This window comes from Pseudomonas sp. SIMBA_041, assembly GCF_046535095.1.
In the GTDB taxonomy this organism is placed as follows: Bacteria; Pseudomonadota; Gammaproteobacteria; order Pseudomonadales; family Pseudomonadaceae; genus Aquipseudomonas; species Aquipseudomonas mucoides.
The window spans coordinates 580252-597482 of sequence record NZ_JAWRXJ010000002.1 but is presented as its reverse complement, the minus strand read 5'-3'; the positions used below and the strand labels follow the sequence as shown (position 1 = coordinate 597482).

The window sequence follows — 17231 nt, the reverse complement described above, 5'->3', positions numbered from 1 at the left end:
CTTGTTCGGTTTATTGTGAGCGTGAAGGTTATCAGGCTTTGCTGAAGGGTTTTAATACAACAGAACCGGGATAGACTTCGATTGAGTTGCGGTATCCATTTTCAATCGCCGTCAGGGTATAGCGTTTACCTGGCACAACAGTGTTCGGATCGTATTCCAGATAAAACGCCTCTGCCATTTGTTCACTGATATGCACTTGAGTCAGTTGCAACGTCGCATTGTCGTGCTCATGGGCAACAATGGTCACTGCGTGTTCAGGCGCCACCGCTTGAGGTTCTTGCGCCTGGATGTAGAGGCGACCGATCGGGCTCAGGTGCAGTGTTTGGCGGTGTGGTGCGCGGTGAACAACAATGAAGTGGTCCAGATCAATCAACAGCGGCACACCGTTGTGGGTCATGCTGACATTCACGCGGTATTTGACGCTGACATCGGAATAACTGTGCGCAAACGTAAAGTTCCAGCGGCCGCTGTACAGCAACGGTTTACGGGATTGCGCCACTTTAATGAGAGCCTGAGTGTTTGCCGTATAAACGCTTATATAAGTCTCGGCCTCGCCACCGTCAGGGGGTATAAAGTCTTCAGGCAAACTCAATGTCAGGGTGATGTAGTGGGTGGGGTTATCTAATGAGTTCATCGTGATATCCATATCGTGGTGGGGTACTTGAAGGGATCTATTAATCCATAATCGGACAACTATAAGAACGTCCCTGTTCTTATAGTTGTTGTCAGGGCGTTACTGACGATCCCACTAAGCCTGATCCGCCGCATCTTCACTGCGATGCAACGCTACCTGACGGATCGACAAGCGAATCTCCGCCGGCAACACCCGTTTGGCCGCGCCTTCGGCCAGTTCGCCGAGCAATTCGTGATAGCTCAACTTGCCGGCTTCGTCGCGCTTGAGCACCTCGAGGTCCAGCATCGTCTGGATGAAGTGACGGAACAGGCTCTTGTCGAAGAATTCCGGGGCGTTCAGGCCATGGAGGATCGACAGGCGCTGGGCCATGACCGTGCACAAGTCTTCCAGCTCCTCGGCGCTGATGCTGTTCTGGCCGCTGTTGAGCAGCAGGGACACGGTCATGTAGAAGCGCTGCAAGGTCTGGGCGATGCTCTTGGACAGCAAGGTCAGCAGCACGAAATGCCGTGAGCTGGGTGCCGGGCGCAGGTAGACATCGTTTTCGAAGCGCAGCAGGCCTTGTTCGACAAACGCTTGCAGCCATTGGTCGATCACGGCGTCCAGTTCATCCATGGACCAGCGAATGAACAGTTCCGATTGCAGGTACGGATACAGTGCGCGGGTGTAACGCAGGATCTGGTCGCGGTTCATGCGCGAAGCGCTCTGGAAAAAACTCGCGAGCAGTGCCGGCAACGCAAAAATATGCAGTACGTTGTTGCGGTAGTAGGTCATCAGGACGGCGTTCTGCTCGTCCAGGTACAAAATTTTGCCCAAGGCATCGCTCTGCTCGGACAGCAGGTCCATGTCCTTCACATGCTCGATCAGCGCACGACCGTCACCTTCCGGTAGCGTGGTGTGCGGCGAATACGGAACCTTGCGCAGCAGTGCCAGATATAGATCGAGCACCCGCGCCATGGCGCGATCATCCAGTGCCAGACGGCTGGTGGACAGCAACGCCAGCGCCACCAGATTCACCGGGTTGATCGCTGCCGCTTCGTTGAGATGCTGTGCGACTTTATCGCCGAGGCGGTTAGTCGTTTCGTTGAGCCAGGCCGGTTTGAATTGCGGGCCGAGTTCCTGTTGGCGCCAGTCCGGCTGTTCGCTGTCGAGGAACTCCGCCAGTTTGATCGGCTCGCCGAAGTTCACCGCCACCTGGCCGAAGCGCTGCTTGAGCGCGCCGATGACCTTGAAAATATCGAAGATCGACTCTTTCTTCTTGGTCGCACCACGCAGTTCACCGAGGTAGGTCCGGCCTTCCAATACGCGCTCGTAACCGATGTACACCGGCACAAACACGATGGGCATGCGCGACGAACGCAGGAAGCTGCGCAGGGTAATCGCGAGCATCCCGGTTTTCGGTTGCAACATGCGCCCGGTGCGCGAGCGGCCACCCTCGACGAAGTATTCGACCGGGAAACCTTTGGTAAACAAGGTGTGCAGGTACTCGTTGAACACGGAGGTGTACAGCGGGTTGCCCTTGAAGGTGCGGCGCATGAAGAACGCACCACCGCGACGCAGCAGGCCGCCGATCCCCGGCATGTTGAGGTTGATCCCGGCGGCGATGTGCGGCGGGGTCAGGCCATTGCGGAACAGCAGATAGGACAGCAACAGGTAGTCGATGTGGCTGCGGTGGCAGGGCACGTAGATCACTTCGTAACCCGGGGCGACCTTTTGCACGCCTTCGATGTTGTTGACCTTGATGCCGTCGTAAATCTTGTTCCAGAACCAGCTCAACACCACTTCCATGAAGCGGATTGCGGTGTAGGTGTAGTCGGAGGCTATCTCGTTGCCGTAGCGCAGGGCCTGGGCCTTGGCTTTCTCCGGGGAGATGTTCTCGCGCTCGGCTTCGTCGAGGATCGCTTGCTTGACCAGTGGCTGGTTGAGCAAGCCCTTGACCAGATTGCGCCGGTGGGAAATGTCCGGGCCGATGACGGCGGCTTTGAGGTTGCGGAAGTGCACCCGCAGGATCCGCTGGGCCATGCGCACGGTGCGCTCGTGGCCCTTGTTGTGATCGATCAGCTCGCGCAGGTGAATCGGCGCGGAAAACTGCACGCGGGTCTTGCGTCCGAGCACGATGATACTCAGCAAGCGACGCAGGCGACCGGTGACCGCCCAGCTGTCGGCGAAGAGCAATTTCCATGGGCTCGATTCGCTGTCCGGCGACTGGCCCCAGAACACGCTGACCGGAATGATCTGCGCGTCTTCGGCGGCATTCTGGCTCAGGGCACTGACCAGGCGAGTCAGGGTGGGCGGCGCGCCGCGTTTATCCTGACGGCCGAGCCAGTCGGGCTCTGGCGTGAGGTAAAAGAACGCGGCGGGTTCCACCAGGTTACCCACTGAAACCGGCAACACCGGGCGAGGCAGGCCGGCCTTGCTGCATTCGGTGTCGACCACGGCGAGGTCGGTCAGCGAAGGGTTTTGCAGGACGTAGAACACCGGACGACTGCGGTCGAGGTTGAGGGTAAACGACGACTGGTTGATCGTCTCCGAGCGAACCCAGAGATACAACAGTCGGCGCAGGGTGCCAAACACAAGACGGCGGAACGGGGAACGGGTCATACGGCTTCTGCGTGAGTGAATAAAACCGAGCGTTTGCTCGGGCGGGCGATAGTGTGCCGTATTCACCGAAAATCGGCAAAAAAGCGGCTAAGTAAAGTGAGTTGAGAGTTTTGACGGCTGTCATATACTCGGCCGTTCAAAATAAAAACAAGGGGGTACTGATTCATGGCTACGCGCGAAACCGGCAACGTGAAGTGGTTCAACGACGCCAAGGGCTACGGCTTTATTCAACGCGAGGACGGGGTGGACGTGTTCGTGCATTACCGCGCGATTCGCGGCGAAGGGCACCGTTCGCTGGCTGAAGGCCAGCAGGTTGAATACGCCGTGGTGACCGGCGAGAAAGGGCTGCAGGCTGAGGACGTTGTAGGTTTGTAAACCCGATCTTCAGATCACCCAGAACCACTGTGGGAGCGAGCTTGCTCGCGATGACTGACTGACATTCAACATTGATGTTGGCTGACAGGGCCCCATCGCGAGCAAGCTCGCTCCCACAGGTTTTGTGTACTGGTTTTAAGCAGTTTTCCAGGTGATTTCTTCTTCACCGTCAGCGCTGATACGCATCCAGCGATCCGCTGTCTCTTCACCTTCTTCCTCGACCCACGTACCCGGCGCGCAACGCACTTCGACGTTCAGCGCGGCAAAGGCTGCGCGGGCGCAGGCAATGTCGTCTTCCCATGGGGTCTGGTCGCTGTCCAGAAACAGGCTGTTCCATTTGCCCACGGCTTTTGGCAACCAGGTCACCGGCACGTTGCCGGCCTTGCACTTGTATGTCTGGCCTTTCTGAACCCAGTCGGTGCACGGGCCCAACGCAGTGCCGAGCCAGGCCGCGATGGCCTTGTAGTCGACGTCGGCGTCTTTCAGGTAAATCTCGATATCGGGTTGGCGCATGGATGTCCTCACTGCGGGTCTGAAAAATCCATTCGCGGATTTAGCCGGCCTCAAGCCGTTGCTCAAGACCAAAAAATTAAGGGTTTATTGAAGAACGAAGTAATCGTAGCGCATCGACACAGTGACCTCGAACGGCTCGGCCTGTTCGATGACCGCTGCGCGGCGTTCGGCACTGGCGCGCCAGCCGTGGGGCGTCATGGCCAGCAGGTTCGCGCGGTCCTGACCCTCTGCAAGCGTCAGTTTGAATTCCAGGGTTTCACTGTGCGCCAACGCCATGCCGTCCGGCACCAGGGCCAGATGCTTGTCGTCGGTGTATTCGCGGACTTCGTCGTACAGCCGCTCGCGTAACTCCATCAGATGGCCGCTGGTCGGCCCGACTTTCATCAAGCCGCCACCGGGGCTGAGCAGGCGTTTGGCTTCTTCCCAATCCAATGGGCTGAAGACGCTGGCGAGAAACTGGCAACTGCCGGAAGCCAACGGCACCCGCGCCATGCTGGCAATCAACCAGGTCAGCTGCGGGTTGCGTTTGCAGGCGCGTTTGACCGCTTCGCGGGAGATGTCCAGCGCGTAACCGTCGGCATTGGGCAAGGCCTCGGCGATTTGCGCGGTGTAGTAACCCTCGCCACAGCCGATGTCCAGCCAGCGCTGTGGCGCATAGTGCGCCGCCAGTTCCGCCAGACGCTTGGCCACCGGCGCGTAGTGGCCGGCGTTCAGGAAATCGCGGCGGGCTTCGACCATGGCCAGGTTATCCCCAGGGTCGCGGCTGTTTTTGTGCTGCACCGGCAACAGGTTCAGGTAACCCTGGCGCGCGCGGTCGAACCGATGCCCGGCGGGGCAGGCCACGCCGTTGTCCACCGCGTTCAGCGGTTCACTGCAGATCGGGCAAGCGAGCATCAGGCGAGCAACTTGATCAGGGTCTGGTAGTAGATTTCGGTCAGCACGTCGAGGTCGGCGGCCAGTACACGCTCGTTGACCTGGTGGATCGTGGCGTTGACCGGGCCCAGTTCAACCACTTGCGTGCCCATGGTCGCGATGAAGCGACCGTCGGAGGTGCCACCGCTGGTGGACGCCTTGGTGTCGCGGCCGGTGATGTCCTTGATGCTCGACGCCACGGCATCCAGCAACGCCCCCGGCTCGGTCAGGAACGGCAGACCGGACAGCGCCCAGTCGATGTGCCAGTCCAGGCCATGCTTGTCGAGGATGTCGGCGACGCGTTTTTGCAGGCCTTCAACGGTGGATTCGGTGGAGAAGCGGAAGTTGAACACCGCCACCAGGTCGCCCGGGATCACGTTGGTCGCGCCGGTGCCGGAATTGACGTTGGAGATCTGGAAACTGGTCGGCGGGAAGAAATCGTTGCCGTGGTCCCAATGCTCGGCGGCCAATTCGGCCAGGGCCGGGGCAGCGAGGTGGATCGGGTTCTTGGCGAGGTGCGGATAGGCCACGTGGCCCTGAACACCACGAACGGTCAGCTTGGCACCGAGGGAGCCGCGACGGCCGTTCTTGACCACGTCGCCTACCAGCGTGGTGCTCGACGGTTCGCCGACGATGCACCAGTCCAGACGTTCCTTACGCGCGGCGAGGCGTTCAACCACCGCCTTGGTGCCGTGGTGCGCCGGGCCTTCTTCGTCGCTGGTGATCAGGAAAGCGACCTTGCCCTTGTGGTCCGGGTAATCGGCAACGAAGCGCTCGGCGGCCACGGTCATCGATGCCAGGCTGCCCTTCATGTCCGCCGCGCCACGGCCGCAGAGCATGCCGTGTTCGTCGATCAGCGCATTGAACGGGTCGATCTGCCAGGCCGTCACCGGACCGGTCGGCACCACGTCGGTGTGACCGGCGAAGCACAGCACCGGGCCGTCATGTTTGCCGTGGGTCGCCCAGAAGTTATCCACATCTTCGATGCGCATCGGTTCCAGCATGAAACCGGCATCGCCCAGGCGCTGCATCATCTGCTTCTGGCAATCGGCGTCGACCGGCGTCACGGACGGACGGCGGATCAGGTCGATGGCGAGTTGAAGGGTCGGCGAAAGGTCGGCGTGGGCCGTCATGGAAAACTCCGGAAGCTAATTGTGTAGGAGCAGAATTTGCTCGCGATGAACGATGATGAGGTCTTTCTGTTACACCGAGTCGCATCAATCGCGAGCAAGCTTTGCTCCTACAGGAATTGGTGCTGGGCGCGCAAAATGGCGGTTATCTTAAAGCAAAACGGCGACCATTGGCCGCCGTTTAGTGCATCCATACAGATTTAGACGGCGGGTGCCGGCTCCGGCTCGGCGGCCGGTTTCGGCAGCGAAGACAGGAACGCCATGATCAGCGCCGCCAGGTATGGCAGCGATTGCACCAGCAACATGGTCACCCAGAAGCGCATGTCGTTGCTCGGCAAGCCGTTGACCAGAAAGATCCCCAGCGCCGCGCCCCACAACAGCAGCATGATGAACACCTCTTCACGGGCCTCCGAAATTGCCACCCAGAAGCCGTGGTTATCGGCGTTTTTCGGGGTGCGGAAGAACGGAATGCTGCTGGTGAAGAAGCCGTACAGCACCGCTTTGGCGATGGTGTGCGACAACGCCAGCCCGGCCAGAGCCGCGCAGAACGCATCTTTGAGGTTCACGCCGACGGCGCGGCGATACAGGAAGATGATCTTGCCGACCTTGAACACGAACAGCGCCAACGGCGGGATTGCGAAAATCAGCAACGGCGGATCGACCCGCTGCGGCACGATGATCATCGCCGCCGACCACAACAATGCGCCGACCGTGAAGAAGATGTTCATGCCATCTGCGACCCACGGCAGCCAGCCCGCAAGGAAGTGGTAACGCTGGCCACGGGTCAGCTCGGTGTCCTTGCCGCGCAGCAGGCTGGCGGTGTGGCGCTTGATGATCTGAATCGCTCCGTAGGCCCAGCGGAAACGCTGTTTCTTGAAGTCGATAAAGGTATCGGGCATCAAGCCTTTGCCATAGCTGGTGTGGTAATACGCCGCCGACAGGCCTTTTTCGAACACGCGCAGACCCAACTCGGCGTCTTCACAGATGCACCAGTCAGCCCAGCCGAGCTCTTCAAGCACCGAGCGCCGGGTCATGGTCATGGTGCCGTGCTGGATGATCGCGTCACGGTCGTTGCGGGTGACCATGCCGATGTGGAAGAAGCCTTTGTATTCCGCGTAGCAGAGCTTTTTGAAGGTGCTTTCGTTCTGATCGCGATAGTCCTGCGGCGACTGCACCACCGCAATTTTCGGATCGGCGAAGTGCGGCACCATGTGCTTGAGCCAGTTCGGATCGACGCAGTAATCCGAGTCGATTACCGCGATGACTTCGGCATCCTTGGCGGTGTGCGGGATCAGGTAGTTCAGCGCGCCGCCCTTGAAACCGGCCAGCGGTGCAACGTGGAAGAACTTGAAGCGCGGGCCGAGGGTTTCGCAGTAATCGCGCACCGGTTCCCAGACCGCAGGGTCCTTGGTGTTGTTGTCGATGATCAGGACTTCGAAGTCCGGGTAATCGAGGTTGGCCAGCGCGTTGAGGGTCTGTTTGACCATCTCCGGCGGCTCGTTGTAGCAGGGCACGTGGATTGAGACTTTCGGTCTGTAGTCCGAGTCGCCCACCACCGGCAGGAATTCACGACGACGCTTGTGAGTCCAGACCGCTTCGGCCAGTTCATGCGCCTCGGTCAGCAGAACGATAAAGACCCCGAGCGCGCCGAGGGCCAGGAGGAATCCAACTGTCAGGCTGAACCAGGTGCTGTATTGCTGGCTGTAGTCGTAACCGATCCACACCAACACCGAACCGCACAGGAACGCGATAAAGGTCAGGAAGGTACGGCCACGCTGGCGCAGGGCCGAGCCGTCGATCATCAGCAGGGTCAGGGACAGCAATGCCAATACGGCCGAGCCGATCGCCAGCACGCGCCATTGCGGGATCGCGACCACCGGGCCCTCGAAGTTGAATTTCTGCTGGCGCGCGGCATTGAACACACCCCAATACGCGCCCACCGAACCTTCGTCGCTGGCCTTCCACGGCTGGTCAAATGCTTCGATCACGAAGTAGTTGAAGCCCTGGCGGTTGAGTTTGTTGACCAAGGTGCGCAGGTAGATCGCCTGATCCGCCGGGCTCGCATCGGTGCCGCCACGCATACGGCCGTTGCTCGGCCAGCCAACCTCCGAGAGCAACAGCGGTTTTTTCGGGAACATCTTTTTCAGGTCGCGGGCGCGGTCAAGGACGAACTGGCCGGCTTTGTCCACCGGGATGAATTCCCAGTAAGGCAAAACGTGGGCGGCGATCAGGTCGACGTGCTTGGCCAGTTCCGGGTGTTCTTCCCAGACGTGCCACTGCTCGGACGTGGTCACCGGCACCTTCACGGCGGCGCGCACGCGATCAAGGATCACGCTCAGTTCGGCAGCGGTAATTTCCTTACGGAAGATCGCCTCGTTACCGACCACCACGCGAACCACACTGCGGGAGGTGTTGGCAATTTCGATGGCACGGGTGATTTCGCGCTCATTGCGCTCCTGGTCCGGGCTGATCCAGATCCCCAGGGTCACGCGCAGGCCGAATTCCTCGGCGAGCTTGGGAATGTCTTCCAGGGTGCCGTCGACCGAGTAAGTACGGATGTTGTCCGTCAGCTTACTCATGATCTCCAGGTCGCGACGCATTTGATCGTCGGTCGGGTACTGCTCTTTCTGCGGGTACTGGCCTTGCTGGAACGGCGAGTACGAGAAGCCGGAGATCTGTTCAGGCCAGTTGGGGGCGGTGACCGGGCGGTTGATCAGCGCCCAGAAGCCGGTAAACAAGGCTGCGATGGCGAGCACCACGACCAGGTTGAGTCCAAATTTGCGGGATGACATAGCTATTTCAGGTTCCAAAGACTGTGGAACGAAGGAACGGTTGGCGGTCGCCAAGGGGCGCGCATCCTACACCGGGCATTCTCTTTTCGTACAGCGGACAGGGAATTGCCGGACATTGGGCAATTTGCTTTCACATAAGTTCTTACACTTGTAGCCAGAAGGTTAAAAGTTCTCGCGCAGTGGCCCTATAATGCGCGCCGGTTTTTGGGGTATTGGTCATGAGTACAGAAGATCCGCGGTTTGCAGGCATCGCCCGTTTGTATGGCATCGAGGGGCTGGAGCGCCTGCGCGCTGCGCATGTGGCAATCGTTGGCGTCGGCGGCGTGGGTTCGTGGGCTGCGGAAGCCATCGCCCGGTGTGGCGTGGGCGAGATTTCGCTGTTTGACCTCGACGACGTCTGCGTCAGCAACGCCAACCGTCAGTTGCACGCGCTGGACAGCACCGTCGGCAAACCCAAAGTTGAAGTGATGGCCGAGCGCCTGCGCGGGATCAACCCGGACTGCTCGGTGCACGCGGTGGCGGATTTCGTCACCCGCGAGACCATGGCCGAGTACATCACGCCGAACATTGACTGCGTGATCGATTGCATTGACAGCGTCAACGCCAAGGCCGCGCTGATTGCCTGGTGCAAGCGGCGCAAGATCCAGATCATCACCACCGGCGGTGCGGGTGGGCAGATTGATCCGACGCTGATTCAGGTGTGCGACTTGAACCGTACGTTCAATGATCCGTTGGCGTCGAAAGTGCGCTCGACCTTGCGTCGCGACTACGGCTTCTCTCGCACCGTGACTCGCCATTACAGCGTGCCTTGTGTGTTTTCTACTGAGCAACTGCGCTACCCGAAACCGGATGGCAGCATCTGTTTGCAGAAGAGTTTTGTCGGCGATGGCGTGAAGCTGGACTGTGCGGGCGGGTTTGGTGCGGTGATGATGGTAACGGCGACGTTCGGGATGGTGGCGGCGACCAAGGCTGTGGACAAGATTGTGGCGGGTGTTCGGCGCCCTTCGGATCGGGTAAAGCCTGAGGTTGGATGATTGTTCCCACGCAGAGCGCGGGAACAATCAGTTACTGAGCCAACTCATTCATTCGCTGGAGCACGGCATTCAGGCCATTGCTGCGCGACGGCGACAGCTGCCGCGAAAGCCCGAGTTGATTGAACCACTCCGGCAAATCCACCTGCCGCAATTCAGCCGCCGACAACCCGTTGACCCGCGCCAGCAGCAACGCCACCAACCCGCGAATCAACCGCGCGTCGCTGCTTGCCGCAAACTGCCAATAACCGTCCAGCAGCGCGCCCACCAACCAGACCTGGCTTTCACAGCCATGCACCCGGTTGGCATCTACCTTATCCACATCGCTCAACGCAGGCAGGCGGTCGCCCCATTGCATCAGCAATCGCGCGCGCTGTTCCCAGCCGGCAGCGTTCTGGAACGTCTCCAGCGCCGCCACCGCATCGGCAGGCAGATTCATCTCAACAGCTCCAGCGCCTGATCCAGCGCTTCAAAGAATCGCTCCAGGTCTTCGGAATCGTTGTACAGCGCCAACGACACCCGGATCGCCCCGGCCAGTTCGAAGCTTTTGAGGAGCGGCATCGCGCAGTGATGCCCGGCACGAACGGCAATTCCCTGTTCGGTCAGCAAATGCGCCAGGTCTGAGTTATGCACACCCTCGACGACAAAACTCGCCAGGGCCAGTTGCGGTTTGCCCAGCAATCGAATGCCGTTACGGGCCTCAAGACCCTTCAGCAAGTAATCATGCAGCGCGGCTTCATGGGCGTTAACGGCGTCCTGATCGAGCCCGGTGAGGTAATCCAGGGTCGCGCCCAGACCAATCACAGCGGCAATAGGTGGCGTTCCGGCCTCGAAACCCAACGGGGCAGGGCGGAAGCGTGCGTGGTGGTAATCCGCATCCAGCACCATTTCGCCGCCGAATTGCCAGTGACGCAGTTGCTTCAGTGCCTCGTTGCGGCCGAACAACACACCGAGGCCATCGGGGCCATAGAGCTTGTGGCTGGAAAACACATAGAAGTCGCAACCCAGTGCCTGCACGTCATGCCGGCCATGCACCACGCCTTGAGCGCCGTCGACCACGGTCAACGCATCGTGCGCCTTGGCCATCGCCATTAAGGACGGCAGTGGCTGCCAGACGCCGAGCACGTTGGACAGCTGACTGACCGCCAGCAAGCGGGTTTGCGGCCCAATCAACTGCGCGGCGGCCTCAAGATCGATCAAGCCGTCGGCATCCAGCGGCAGGATCACCAGATTCAGCTCGCGCCGCTGGGCCAGTTGCTGCCATGGCAGCAGGTTGGCGTGATGCTCCAGGGCGCTGATGACAATCTCATCGCCCGGATTGAAAAGATGCTCCAGGCCATAGGCCAGGAGGTTCAGCGCGGAGGTCGCGCCATGGGTAAAGATGATCTGCCCGCCATCGCCAGCATTCAGCCATTGCGCGACTTTGCTGCGACTGGCCTCGAACGCTTGGGTGGCGTGGGCGCCGGGCAAGTGTTGCGCCCGATGCACATTGGCTGCGCCGTTGGCGTAGTAATGCGTCAGGGCATCCAGCAGGGCTTGAGGCTTTTGCGTGGTGGCGGCGTTGTCCAGATAGGTCTGGTCTTGCCGTTGCAGAGCGGCGATGGCCGGAAAATCGGCGCGCCAGGGAGAGGGGATCATCATGTTATTTCGGCCCTGGTAAACATGGGCGGGTGTACGCCAAACCCGTAGGAGCAAAGCTTGCTCGCGAAGCTTTTAGTGGCCTCAGGGGCCCCATCGCGAGCAAGCTCTGCTCCTACAGGTGATCGTGACGTCGCTTAGTTGTGAGCGTGCAGCGCTTCGTTCAGTTCGATGGCCGATTTGTGGGTTTTGCATTCCACGGCACCGGTCTCCGAATTGCGACGGAACAACAGGTCAGGTTGGCCGGCCAGTTCACGCGCCTTGACGACTTTGACCAGCTTGTTGTTTTCGTCCAGCAGCGCCACTTTGGTGCCAGCGGTCACGTACAGGCCCGACTCAACGGTGTTGCGGTCGCCCAACGGAATACCGATACCGGCGTTCGCGCCGATCAGGCAGCCTTCACCGACCTTGATCACGATGTTGCCACCGCCCGACAGGGTACCCATGGTCGAGCAACCGCCGCCCAGGTCCGAACCCTTGCCGACGAATACGCCAGCGGAAACGCGGCCTTCGATCATGCCCGGGCCTTCGGTGCCGGCGTTGAAGTTGACGAAGCCTTCGTGCATCACGGTGGTGCCTTCGCCGACGTAAGCGCCCAGACGGATACGTGCCGCGTCAGCGATACGCACGCCGGCCGGTACCACGTAGTCGGTCATTTTCGGGAACTTGTCCACCGAGAACACTTCCAGCAACTCGCCACGCAGGCGGGCTTCCAGTTGATGCTCAGCCAGTTCGGACAGGTCGATCGCGCCCTGGCTGGTCCATGCCACGTTCGGCAGCAGCGGGAACACGCCGGCCAGGTTCAGGCCATGGGGCTTGACCAGGCGGTGCGACAGCAGGTGCAGCTTGAGGTAAGCCTCAGGCGTGGAAGTCAGTTGCACGTCTTCGGCCAGAATGGTCGCGACCAGCGGCTTGTGGCTCTCGGCCAGACGGGTCAGCAGGGCAGCCTGGGCAGCGTCGACGCCTTTCAGCGCTTCAGCCAGTTGCGACGCCTGAGCGGTGCTGAAAGCGATGGCCTGATTGCCTTCGGTGTAACCCAGGACCGGCGCGATGGCGGCGATGACTTCAGCCGACGGATGCAGGACAGGGGCGGCGTAGAACACTTCCAGCCATGCGCCTTGACGGTTTTGAGTGCCGACACCGAAGGCCAGGCTGAACAGGGAATTGGACATGTGAATACCTCTACAAAATTGAACGGGCTGGCTTACTTGAGCGCTGCCGCGTAGATATCTGGCTTGAAGCCAATCAGGGTTCGGTCACCGAGATCGAGCACCGGGCGCTTGATCATCGAGGGTTGTGCGAGCATCAGTTCGATGGCTTTCGGCTGGTCGAGATCGGCTTTGCGTTCGTCGTCGAGCTTGCGAAAGGTCGTGCCTGCACGGTTCAACACCACTTGCCAGCCGTGCTCGTCGCACCATTGGGTCAGGTGTTCACGGTCGATTCCGGCCGTTTTGTAATCATGAAAGTCATAGCTGACAGCGTGTTCATCGAGCCAGGTGCGCGCCTTTTTCATGGTGTCGCAGGCTTTGATGCCGAAAAGGTGCAACGTTTTGCTTGAAACGGTCAAGGAATTGCCCCCTTTGCAGGTGCTGAAAAAAAAAGGTGACGGATTATGCCATGGCCTTCCGGTTAAAACGCAAAACCTGTGGGAGCTCAGATCCGCCTGCGACATTGGTGTAACGTCCGTCGTGCAGTCTATGCGGCTAATATGGCACTTCGATGCTGTCGATTGCTGGGAACCGCGCTTTATGCAAACCGCCTATACCGTTCTTATCCTGTTGATGCTGGTCGGCGTTTCGCGTCTGATCGGACGGGTGATCCCGCTGCCGCTGCCCTTGGTGCAAATTGCTGCCGGGGCGTTGCTGGCGTGGCCGACCCTGGGTTTGCACGTGGCACTCGACCCGGAACTGTTCCTCTTTCTGTTCCTTCCGCCGCTGCTGTTCTCCGACGGCTGGCGCATGCCCAAGCGTGAGTTCTGGCGACTGCGCGGGCCGATCCTGACGTTGGCGGTGGGATTGGTCCTGTTCACTGTAGTCGGCGCGGGTTACTTCATTCATTGGTTGATCCCGAGCATTCCACTGCCGGTGGCCTTCGCCCTTGCCGCCGTATTGTCGCCGACGGATGCCGTGGCGGTATCGGCCATTTCCCGCAATCGCTTGCCCATGCCCTTGATGCACATGCTCCAGGGCGAGGCGCTGATGAACGATGCCTCGGGTCTGGTGACCTTCAAATTCGCTTTGGTCGCTGCGGTGACGGGCGTGTTCTCGCTGGCCAGTGCCAGTCTGGCGTTTGTATTGGTGGCGGTTGGAGGCCTGGCCGTCGGCGTGGCACTGAGCTGGCTGGTCGGGCGCTCGCGGTCGTGGATGATTGCTCGCGGTTGGGATGACCCGGCGACTCACGTGGTGTTCATGTTGCTGCTGCCGTTCGCCGCTTATGTGTTGGCTGAACGGCTCGGTGCCTCGGGCATTTTGTCGGCGGTGGCGGCGGGGATGATGCAGAGCTGGCTCGACTTGCTGCCGCGCCAGACCAGCACCCGACTGCTCAACCGCAGCGTTTGGTCATTGCTGGAATTTGCCTTCAATGGCCTGATTTTCCTGTTGTTGGGCTTGCAGCTGCCGGACATCATCAAGGCGGTGGCCAGCCATGAAACCTCGCTGTGGCCGACGCTGCTCTACCGCTGTCTGGATGTGCTGGCGATTTTCCTGGTCCTGCTGGTGTTGCGGTTTGTCTGGGTGCAGAGCATCTGGCGTTTGTCGGTGTTGATGCGGCGCTTGCGCGGCAAAGGCGAGATGACGCATGTGCCGACGATGCGTTCCTGTTGGCTGCTGACGGTCGGCGGAGTACGCGGTGCGGTGACGTTGGCGGGCGTGCTGTCGGTGCCACTGATGATGGGGGGCGAGGCATTCCCTGAGCGCGACCTGCTGATCTTCATCGCGGCCGGGGTCATCCTGTTGTCGCTGATTTCAGCGTGTATCGGCTTGCCGCTGTTACTGCGCGGCATTGAAATAAGTCCTGACGACAAGCGCCGCAATGAAGTGCGAGACGCGTGGCGCAAGACCGCTGAAGCGGCGATTCATGCGCTGGAAATCGAAGAGGCCAAGCCTGTAGACGCGAGTGAGGCAGCGTTGGCTGTCGAACTCAAGGCACGGATCATGTCCGAGTATCGGCATCAGCTGGATGTGTTCAATGATTCGGCGGAAGCCCAGGCGCTGGCCTTTCAGATGGATCTGCTGGAGCGCCGATTACGACTCAAGGCGCTGCGGGCGCAACGCCTGGAGTTGTATAACCTCAGTCGTCATCACCAGATTGGTGATGACGTGCTGCGAGAGGTGTTGGGTGAGCTGGACTTGAGTGAGGCCAATCTTGGGCTGGTTAAATAGTCTAAGCGGGCTCACTCGAATCTATGGATAACTTGATTGCTAACGTTTTGGATAAAGCAACGACATCAGTCTCTTATCTTTTTTACTTATTTTACGGTTGATAGGGATTTCCCAATTTTTTAGAGTCAGCGTGTTAGCGACCGGGTGGTGCATGATGGATTTTCTGTCGTACGAGGTATAAATCGCTTCGATTGTATTGAAGGGCTCAAAGAGATTGCTATCGACCTGTTCTTTGGTCAACGGGTTCATCTCTCTATTCTGGTAAAACTCATACACCTTCGGTTTGTCCCAGGGAATATTGGCTTCGGGGTGTTGATGTTCGTGCATTGCTCCCAAGGCGTGACCAAACTCGTGAGTCACAATCACTGCGAAATCTTCATGGTCAGGTTTGACTCCCAGGTTCATGGTCGGCCAGTCGGGATGAATCAACAGCGCGTCGGTGCCCAGCATTGAGCTGTTTTCATTGTTCCTGGTAGCGATCCGAATCTCGCCCTGCATATCATCGACGAACTCAAACTTGAGATTGATATACGGCAGCCATTGGCTAGCGGCGTCGATGATTTTCTGTTTGTGCTCATCGTCGGGGCCATCGATAAAAGCGATTTTGAGCGTGCGTCCGTTTGCCCAGAGTTTCGAGTAATTGATCAGCGAGCGTTTGCGCCGGGTGCCGGTTGCGGAACCTGCGTTATCAGGGTTCTCGTTAACAGCAGCGTCGTAGGATTGTTGATCATCGGGCCACTGGATGAGGTTGCAGTCTTCAATACTGTTCATTGGCTACTTCTTCCATGAAGTTAGAGTAAAAGTCGTGTGAGTGCGCACAGCAATGCGCTACATGAGAGTAAGGGGCGGCTGCAGTTCAGTGAACTTTAATTTTGGCAGAAGTGTAACTTGCTGTATGAGAGGCCCGCGCTGCGTTGCACAGTGCGGGCCGGATACTTACTTATTACGAGTAATGAAGTCGCGAATTCGCTTCGCCGCTTCTACGCATTCGTCCAACGGTGCGACGAGTGCCATGCGCACGCGACCAGCTCCCGGATTAGCGCCGTCAACTTCACGGGACAAATAGGAACCCGGCACTACCGTCACGTGTTCTTCAATAAACAGGTCACGGCAGAACGCTTCATCGTCGCCTGCAACATTGGGCCACAAGTAAAAACCGCCATCCGGACGCTGCACGTCCATCACCGGGCTGAGGATTTCCAGCACCGCGTCGTACTTCTCGCGGTACAGCGCACGGTTGGCGCGCACATGCACTTCGTCATTCCATGCGACCACGCTGGCCAGTTGGGTCTGAACCGGCATCGCGCAGCCGTGGTAGGTGCGATACAGCAGGAAGCCCTTGAGAATGTCTGCGTCACCGGCCACAAAGCCCGAGCGCAGGCCCGGCAGGTTGGAACGCTTGGACAAGCTGTGGAAGACCACGCAACGTTTGAAGTCTTTGCGACCCAGCGCCACGCAGGCGCTGAGCAGGCCGGCTGGCGGGGTTTGTTCGTCGAAGTACAGTTCGCTGTAGCACTCGTCGGCGGCGATCACGAAGTCGTATTCATCCGCCAGGGCGATCAGCTTTTTCAGAGTGTCGACCGGGATCAGTGCACCGGTCGGATTGCCTGGCGAGCACAGGAACAGGATCTGGCAGCGTTTCCAGATGTCTGGCGAAACGGCATCGAAGTCCGGATTGAAGCCGTTTTCGTCCAGGCACGGCAGGTAGTGCGGCTTGGCCCCGGCGAGAAACGCCGCGCCTTCGTAGATTTGATAGAACGGGTTCGGGCTGACTACCAACGCATCGTCGCCACGGTTGACCACGGTCTGCGTGAAGGCGAACAGCGCTTCGCGGGTACCGTTGACCGGCAGCACGTTACGCGCCGGGTCGAGCCAGCCGTTCGGAACGCTGAAGCGGCGTTCGCACCAGGCGGCGATGGCTTCACGCAGGGCCGGGATGCCGAGGGTGGTCGGGTACACGGCCATCTGATCCAGATTGCTGGCCAGGGCTTCGGCCACGAAACTTGGCGAGCGGTGTTTCGGCTCGCCGATGGACAGCGCGACAGGGCGTTTGTCCGGGTTTGGCGTCACGCTGCCGAGCAGGGCGCGGAGCTTCTCGAAGGGGTAGGGCTGCAACTGGTTCAGAGCGTTGTTCATCGGTAGATCTCGTTCGGTGTGGGGGCTGGCTTTTGTAGGCGCCAGGCTTGCCCGCGATGCAGGCGCCTCGGTTTGTCAGTGCACCGAGGTGA

At 59.6% G+C, this 17231-nt stretch carries 15 protein-coding genes; 3 read left to right on the top strand and 12 right to left on the bottom strand.

Features of this window, described 5'->3' with window-relative positions; genetic code table 11:
• Positions 1–31: 31 nt before the first annotated feature.
• Together SB725_RS06485 and plsB are read right to left on the bottom strand one after the other, a co-directional pair.
• On the bottom strand, positions 32–634 hold the full coding sequence (locus SB725_RS06485; protein WP_050590220.1) for a hypothetical protein: 603 nt from the start codon (positions 632–634) through the stop codon (positions 32–34).
• A gap of 114 nt (positions 635–748) precedes the next feature.
• The gene (plsB, locus tag SB725_RS06480; RefSeq protein ID WP_027924962.1) at positions 749–3232 is read right to left on the bottom strand and encodes a glycerol-3-phosphate 1-O-acyltransferase PlsB; all 2484 of its coding nucleotides are present in this window, start codon (positions 3230–3232) and stop codon (positions 749–751) included.
• A 165-nt stretch (positions 3233–3397) separates the two neighbouring features.
• On the opposite strand from plsB, the gene SB725_RS06475 reads away from it, so the two are divergent.
• The gene (locus SB725_RS06475) at positions 3398–3607 is read left to right on the top strand and encodes a cold-shock protein (RefSeq protein ID WP_010462862.1); all 210 of its coding nucleotides are present in this window, start codon (positions 3398–3400) and stop codon (positions 3605–3607) included.
• Between the two features lie 135 nt (positions 3608–3742).
• On the opposite strand, the gene SB725_RS06470 is transcribed toward SB725_RS06475, so the two are convergent.
• From SB725_RS06470 to SB725_RS06455, 4 genes are all read right to left on the bottom strand, one after another.
• Positions 3743–4120 carry a hypothetical protein gene (locus SB725_RS06470; protein WP_007947690.1) on the bottom strand — a complete coding sequence of 126 codons (378 nt, stop codon included), beginning with the start codon at positions 4118–4120 and terminating at the stop codon, positions 3743–3745.
• An 84-nt stretch (positions 4121–4204) separates the two neighbouring features.
• The gene (locus SB725_RS06465; RefSeq protein WP_027924963.1) at positions 4205–5014 is read right to left on the bottom strand and encodes a putative RNA methyltransferase; all 810 of its coding nucleotides are present in this window, start codon (positions 5012–5014) and stop codon (positions 4205–4207) included.
• Positions 5014–6165 carry a succinyl-diaminopimelate desuccinylase gene (dapE, locus tag SB725_RS06460; RefSeq protein ID WP_027924964.1) on the bottom strand — a complete coding sequence of 384 codons (1152 nt, stop codon included), beginning with the start codon at positions 6163–6165 and terminating at the stop codon, positions 5014–5016. The genes SB725_RS06465 and dapE overlap by 1 nt, the downstream gene beginning before the upstream one ends.
• A 197-nt stretch (positions 6166–6362) precedes the next feature.
• Positions 6363–8954, bottom strand: a complete 2592-nt coding sequence (locus SB725_RS06455; RefSeq protein WP_059181551.1) for a glycosyltransferase — start codon at positions 8952–8954, stop codon at positions 6363–6365.
• A gap of 218 nt (positions 8955–9172) precedes the next feature.
• Here SB725_RS06455 and tcdA point away from each other — a divergent pair, with 218 nt between their 5' ends.
• On the top strand, positions 9173–9988 hold the full coding sequence (gene tcdA / locus SB725_RS06450) for a tRNA cyclic N6-threonylcarbamoyladenosine(37) synthase TcdA (RefSeq protein WP_032833614.1): 816 nt from the start codon (positions 9173–9175) through the stop codon (positions 9986–9988).
• 31 nt (positions 9989–10019) lie between these two features.
• Here the strand turns inward: tcdA and SB725_RS06445 are convergent, their stop codons facing one another.
• From SB725_RS06445 to SB725_RS06430, 4 genes are all read right to left on the bottom strand, one after another.
• Complete coding sequence (locus SB725_RS06445; protein WP_194939932.1) at positions 10020–10424, bottom strand: SufE family protein; 405 nt, start codon at positions 10422–10424, stop codon at positions 10020–10022.
• Positions 10421–11626, bottom strand: a complete 1206-nt coding sequence (locus tag SB725_RS06440) for an aminotransferase class V-fold PLP-dependent enzyme (RefSeq protein ID WP_194939931.1) — start codon at positions 11624–11626, stop codon at positions 10421–10423. The genes SB725_RS06445 and SB725_RS06440 overlap by 4 nt, the downstream gene beginning before the upstream one ends.
• 134 nt (positions 11627–11760) lie before the next feature.
• A complete protein-coding gene (gene dapD / locus SB725_RS06435) occupies positions 11761–12795 on the bottom strand; it encodes a 2,3,4,5-tetrahydropyridine-2,6-dicarboxylate N-succinyltransferase (RefSeq protein WP_310263371.1) in 1035 nt (344 codons plus the stop codon).
• Between the two features lie 32 nt (positions 12796–12827).
• Positions 12828–13190, bottom strand: coding sequence for an ArsC family reductase (locus SB725_RS06430; protein ID WP_007949322.1), 363 nt, complete (start codon positions 13188–13190; stop codon positions 12828–12830).
• Positions 13191–13371: 181 nt separating this feature from the next.
• Between SB725_RS06430 and SB725_RS06425 the strand changes: the two genes are divergently transcribed.
• A complete protein-coding gene (locus SB725_RS06425) occupies positions 13372–15003 on the top strand; it encodes a Na+/H+ antiporter (protein WP_059181547.1) in 1632 nt (543 codons plus the stop codon).
• 39 nt (positions 15004–15042) lie between these two features.
• Here SB725_RS06425 and SB725_RS06420 read toward each other — a convergent pair whose 3' ends face one another.
• Complete coding sequence (locus SB725_RS06420) at positions 15043–15774, bottom strand: M12 family metallopeptidase (protein WP_027924970.1); 732 nt, start codon at positions 15772–15774, stop codon at positions 15043–15045.
• Positions 15775–15939: 165 nt separating this feature from the next.
• A complete protein-coding gene (gene dapC, locus SB725_RS06415; RefSeq protein WP_027924971.1) occupies positions 15940–17139 on the bottom strand; it encodes a succinyldiaminopimelate transaminase in 1200 nt (399 codons plus the stop codon).
• Between the last annotated feature and the right edge of the window lie 92 nt (positions 17140–17231).

What these genes read in the sequence shown, in the direction of transcription:
- SB725_RS06465 (WP_027924963.1), bottom strand. Translation starts at nt 5,014, where the DNA reads ATGCTCGCTTGCCCGATCTGCAGTGAACCGCTGAACGCGGTGGACAAC.
- dapE (WP_027924964.1), bottom strand. Translation starts at nt 6,165, where the DNA reads ATGACGGCCCACGCCGACCTTTCGCCGACCCTTCAACTCGCCATCGAC.
- SB725_RS06475 (WP_010462862.1), top strand. Translation starts at nt 3,398, where the DNA reads ATGGCTACGCGCGAAACCGGCAACGTGAAGTGGTTCAACGACGCCAAG.
- dapC (WP_027924971.1), bottom strand. Translation starts at nt 17,139, where the DNA reads ATGAACAACGCTCTGAACCAGTTGCAGCCCTACCCCTTCGAGAAGCTC.
- SB725_RS06425 (WP_059181547.1), top strand. Translation starts at nt 13,372, where the DNA reads ATGCAAACCGCCTATACCGTTCTTATCCTGTTGATGCTGGTCGGCGTT.
- SB725_RS06455 (WP_059181551.1), bottom strand. Translation starts at nt 8,954, where the DNA reads ATGTCATCCCGCAAATTTGGACTCAACCTGGTCGTGGTGCTCGCCATC.
- dapD (WP_310263371.1), bottom strand. Translation starts at nt 12,795, where the DNA reads ATGTCCAATTCCCTGTTCAGCCTGGCCTTCGGTGTCGGCACTCAAAAC.
- SB725_RS06485 (WP_050590220.1), bottom strand. Translation starts at nt 634, where the DNA reads ATGAACTCATTAGATAACCCCACCCACTACATCACCCTGACATTGAGT.
- plsB (WP_027924962.1), bottom strand. Translation starts at nt 3,232, where the DNA reads ATGACCCGTTCCCCGTTCCGCCGTCTTGTGTTTGGCACCCTGCGCCGA.
- tcdA (WP_032833614.1), top strand. Translation starts at nt 9,173, where the DNA reads ATGAGTACAGAAGATCCGCGGTTTGCAGGCATCGCCCGTTTGTATGGC.
- SB725_RS06470 (WP_007947690.1), bottom strand. Translation starts at nt 4,120, where the DNA reads ATGCGCCAACCCGATATCGAGATTTACCTGAAAGACGCCGACGTCGAC.
- SB725_RS06440 (WP_194939931.1), bottom strand. Translation starts at nt 11,626, where the DNA reads ATGATGATCCCCTCTCCCTGGCGCGCCGATTTTCCGGCCATCGCCGCT.
- SB725_RS06420 (WP_027924970.1), bottom strand. Translation starts at nt 15,774, where the DNA reads ATGAACAGTATTGAAGACTGCAACCTCATCCAGTGGCCCGATGATCAA.
- SB725_RS06445 (WP_194939932.1), bottom strand. Translation starts at nt 10,424, where the DNA reads ATGAATCTGCCTGCCGATGCGGTGGCGGCGCTGGAGACGTTCCAGAAC.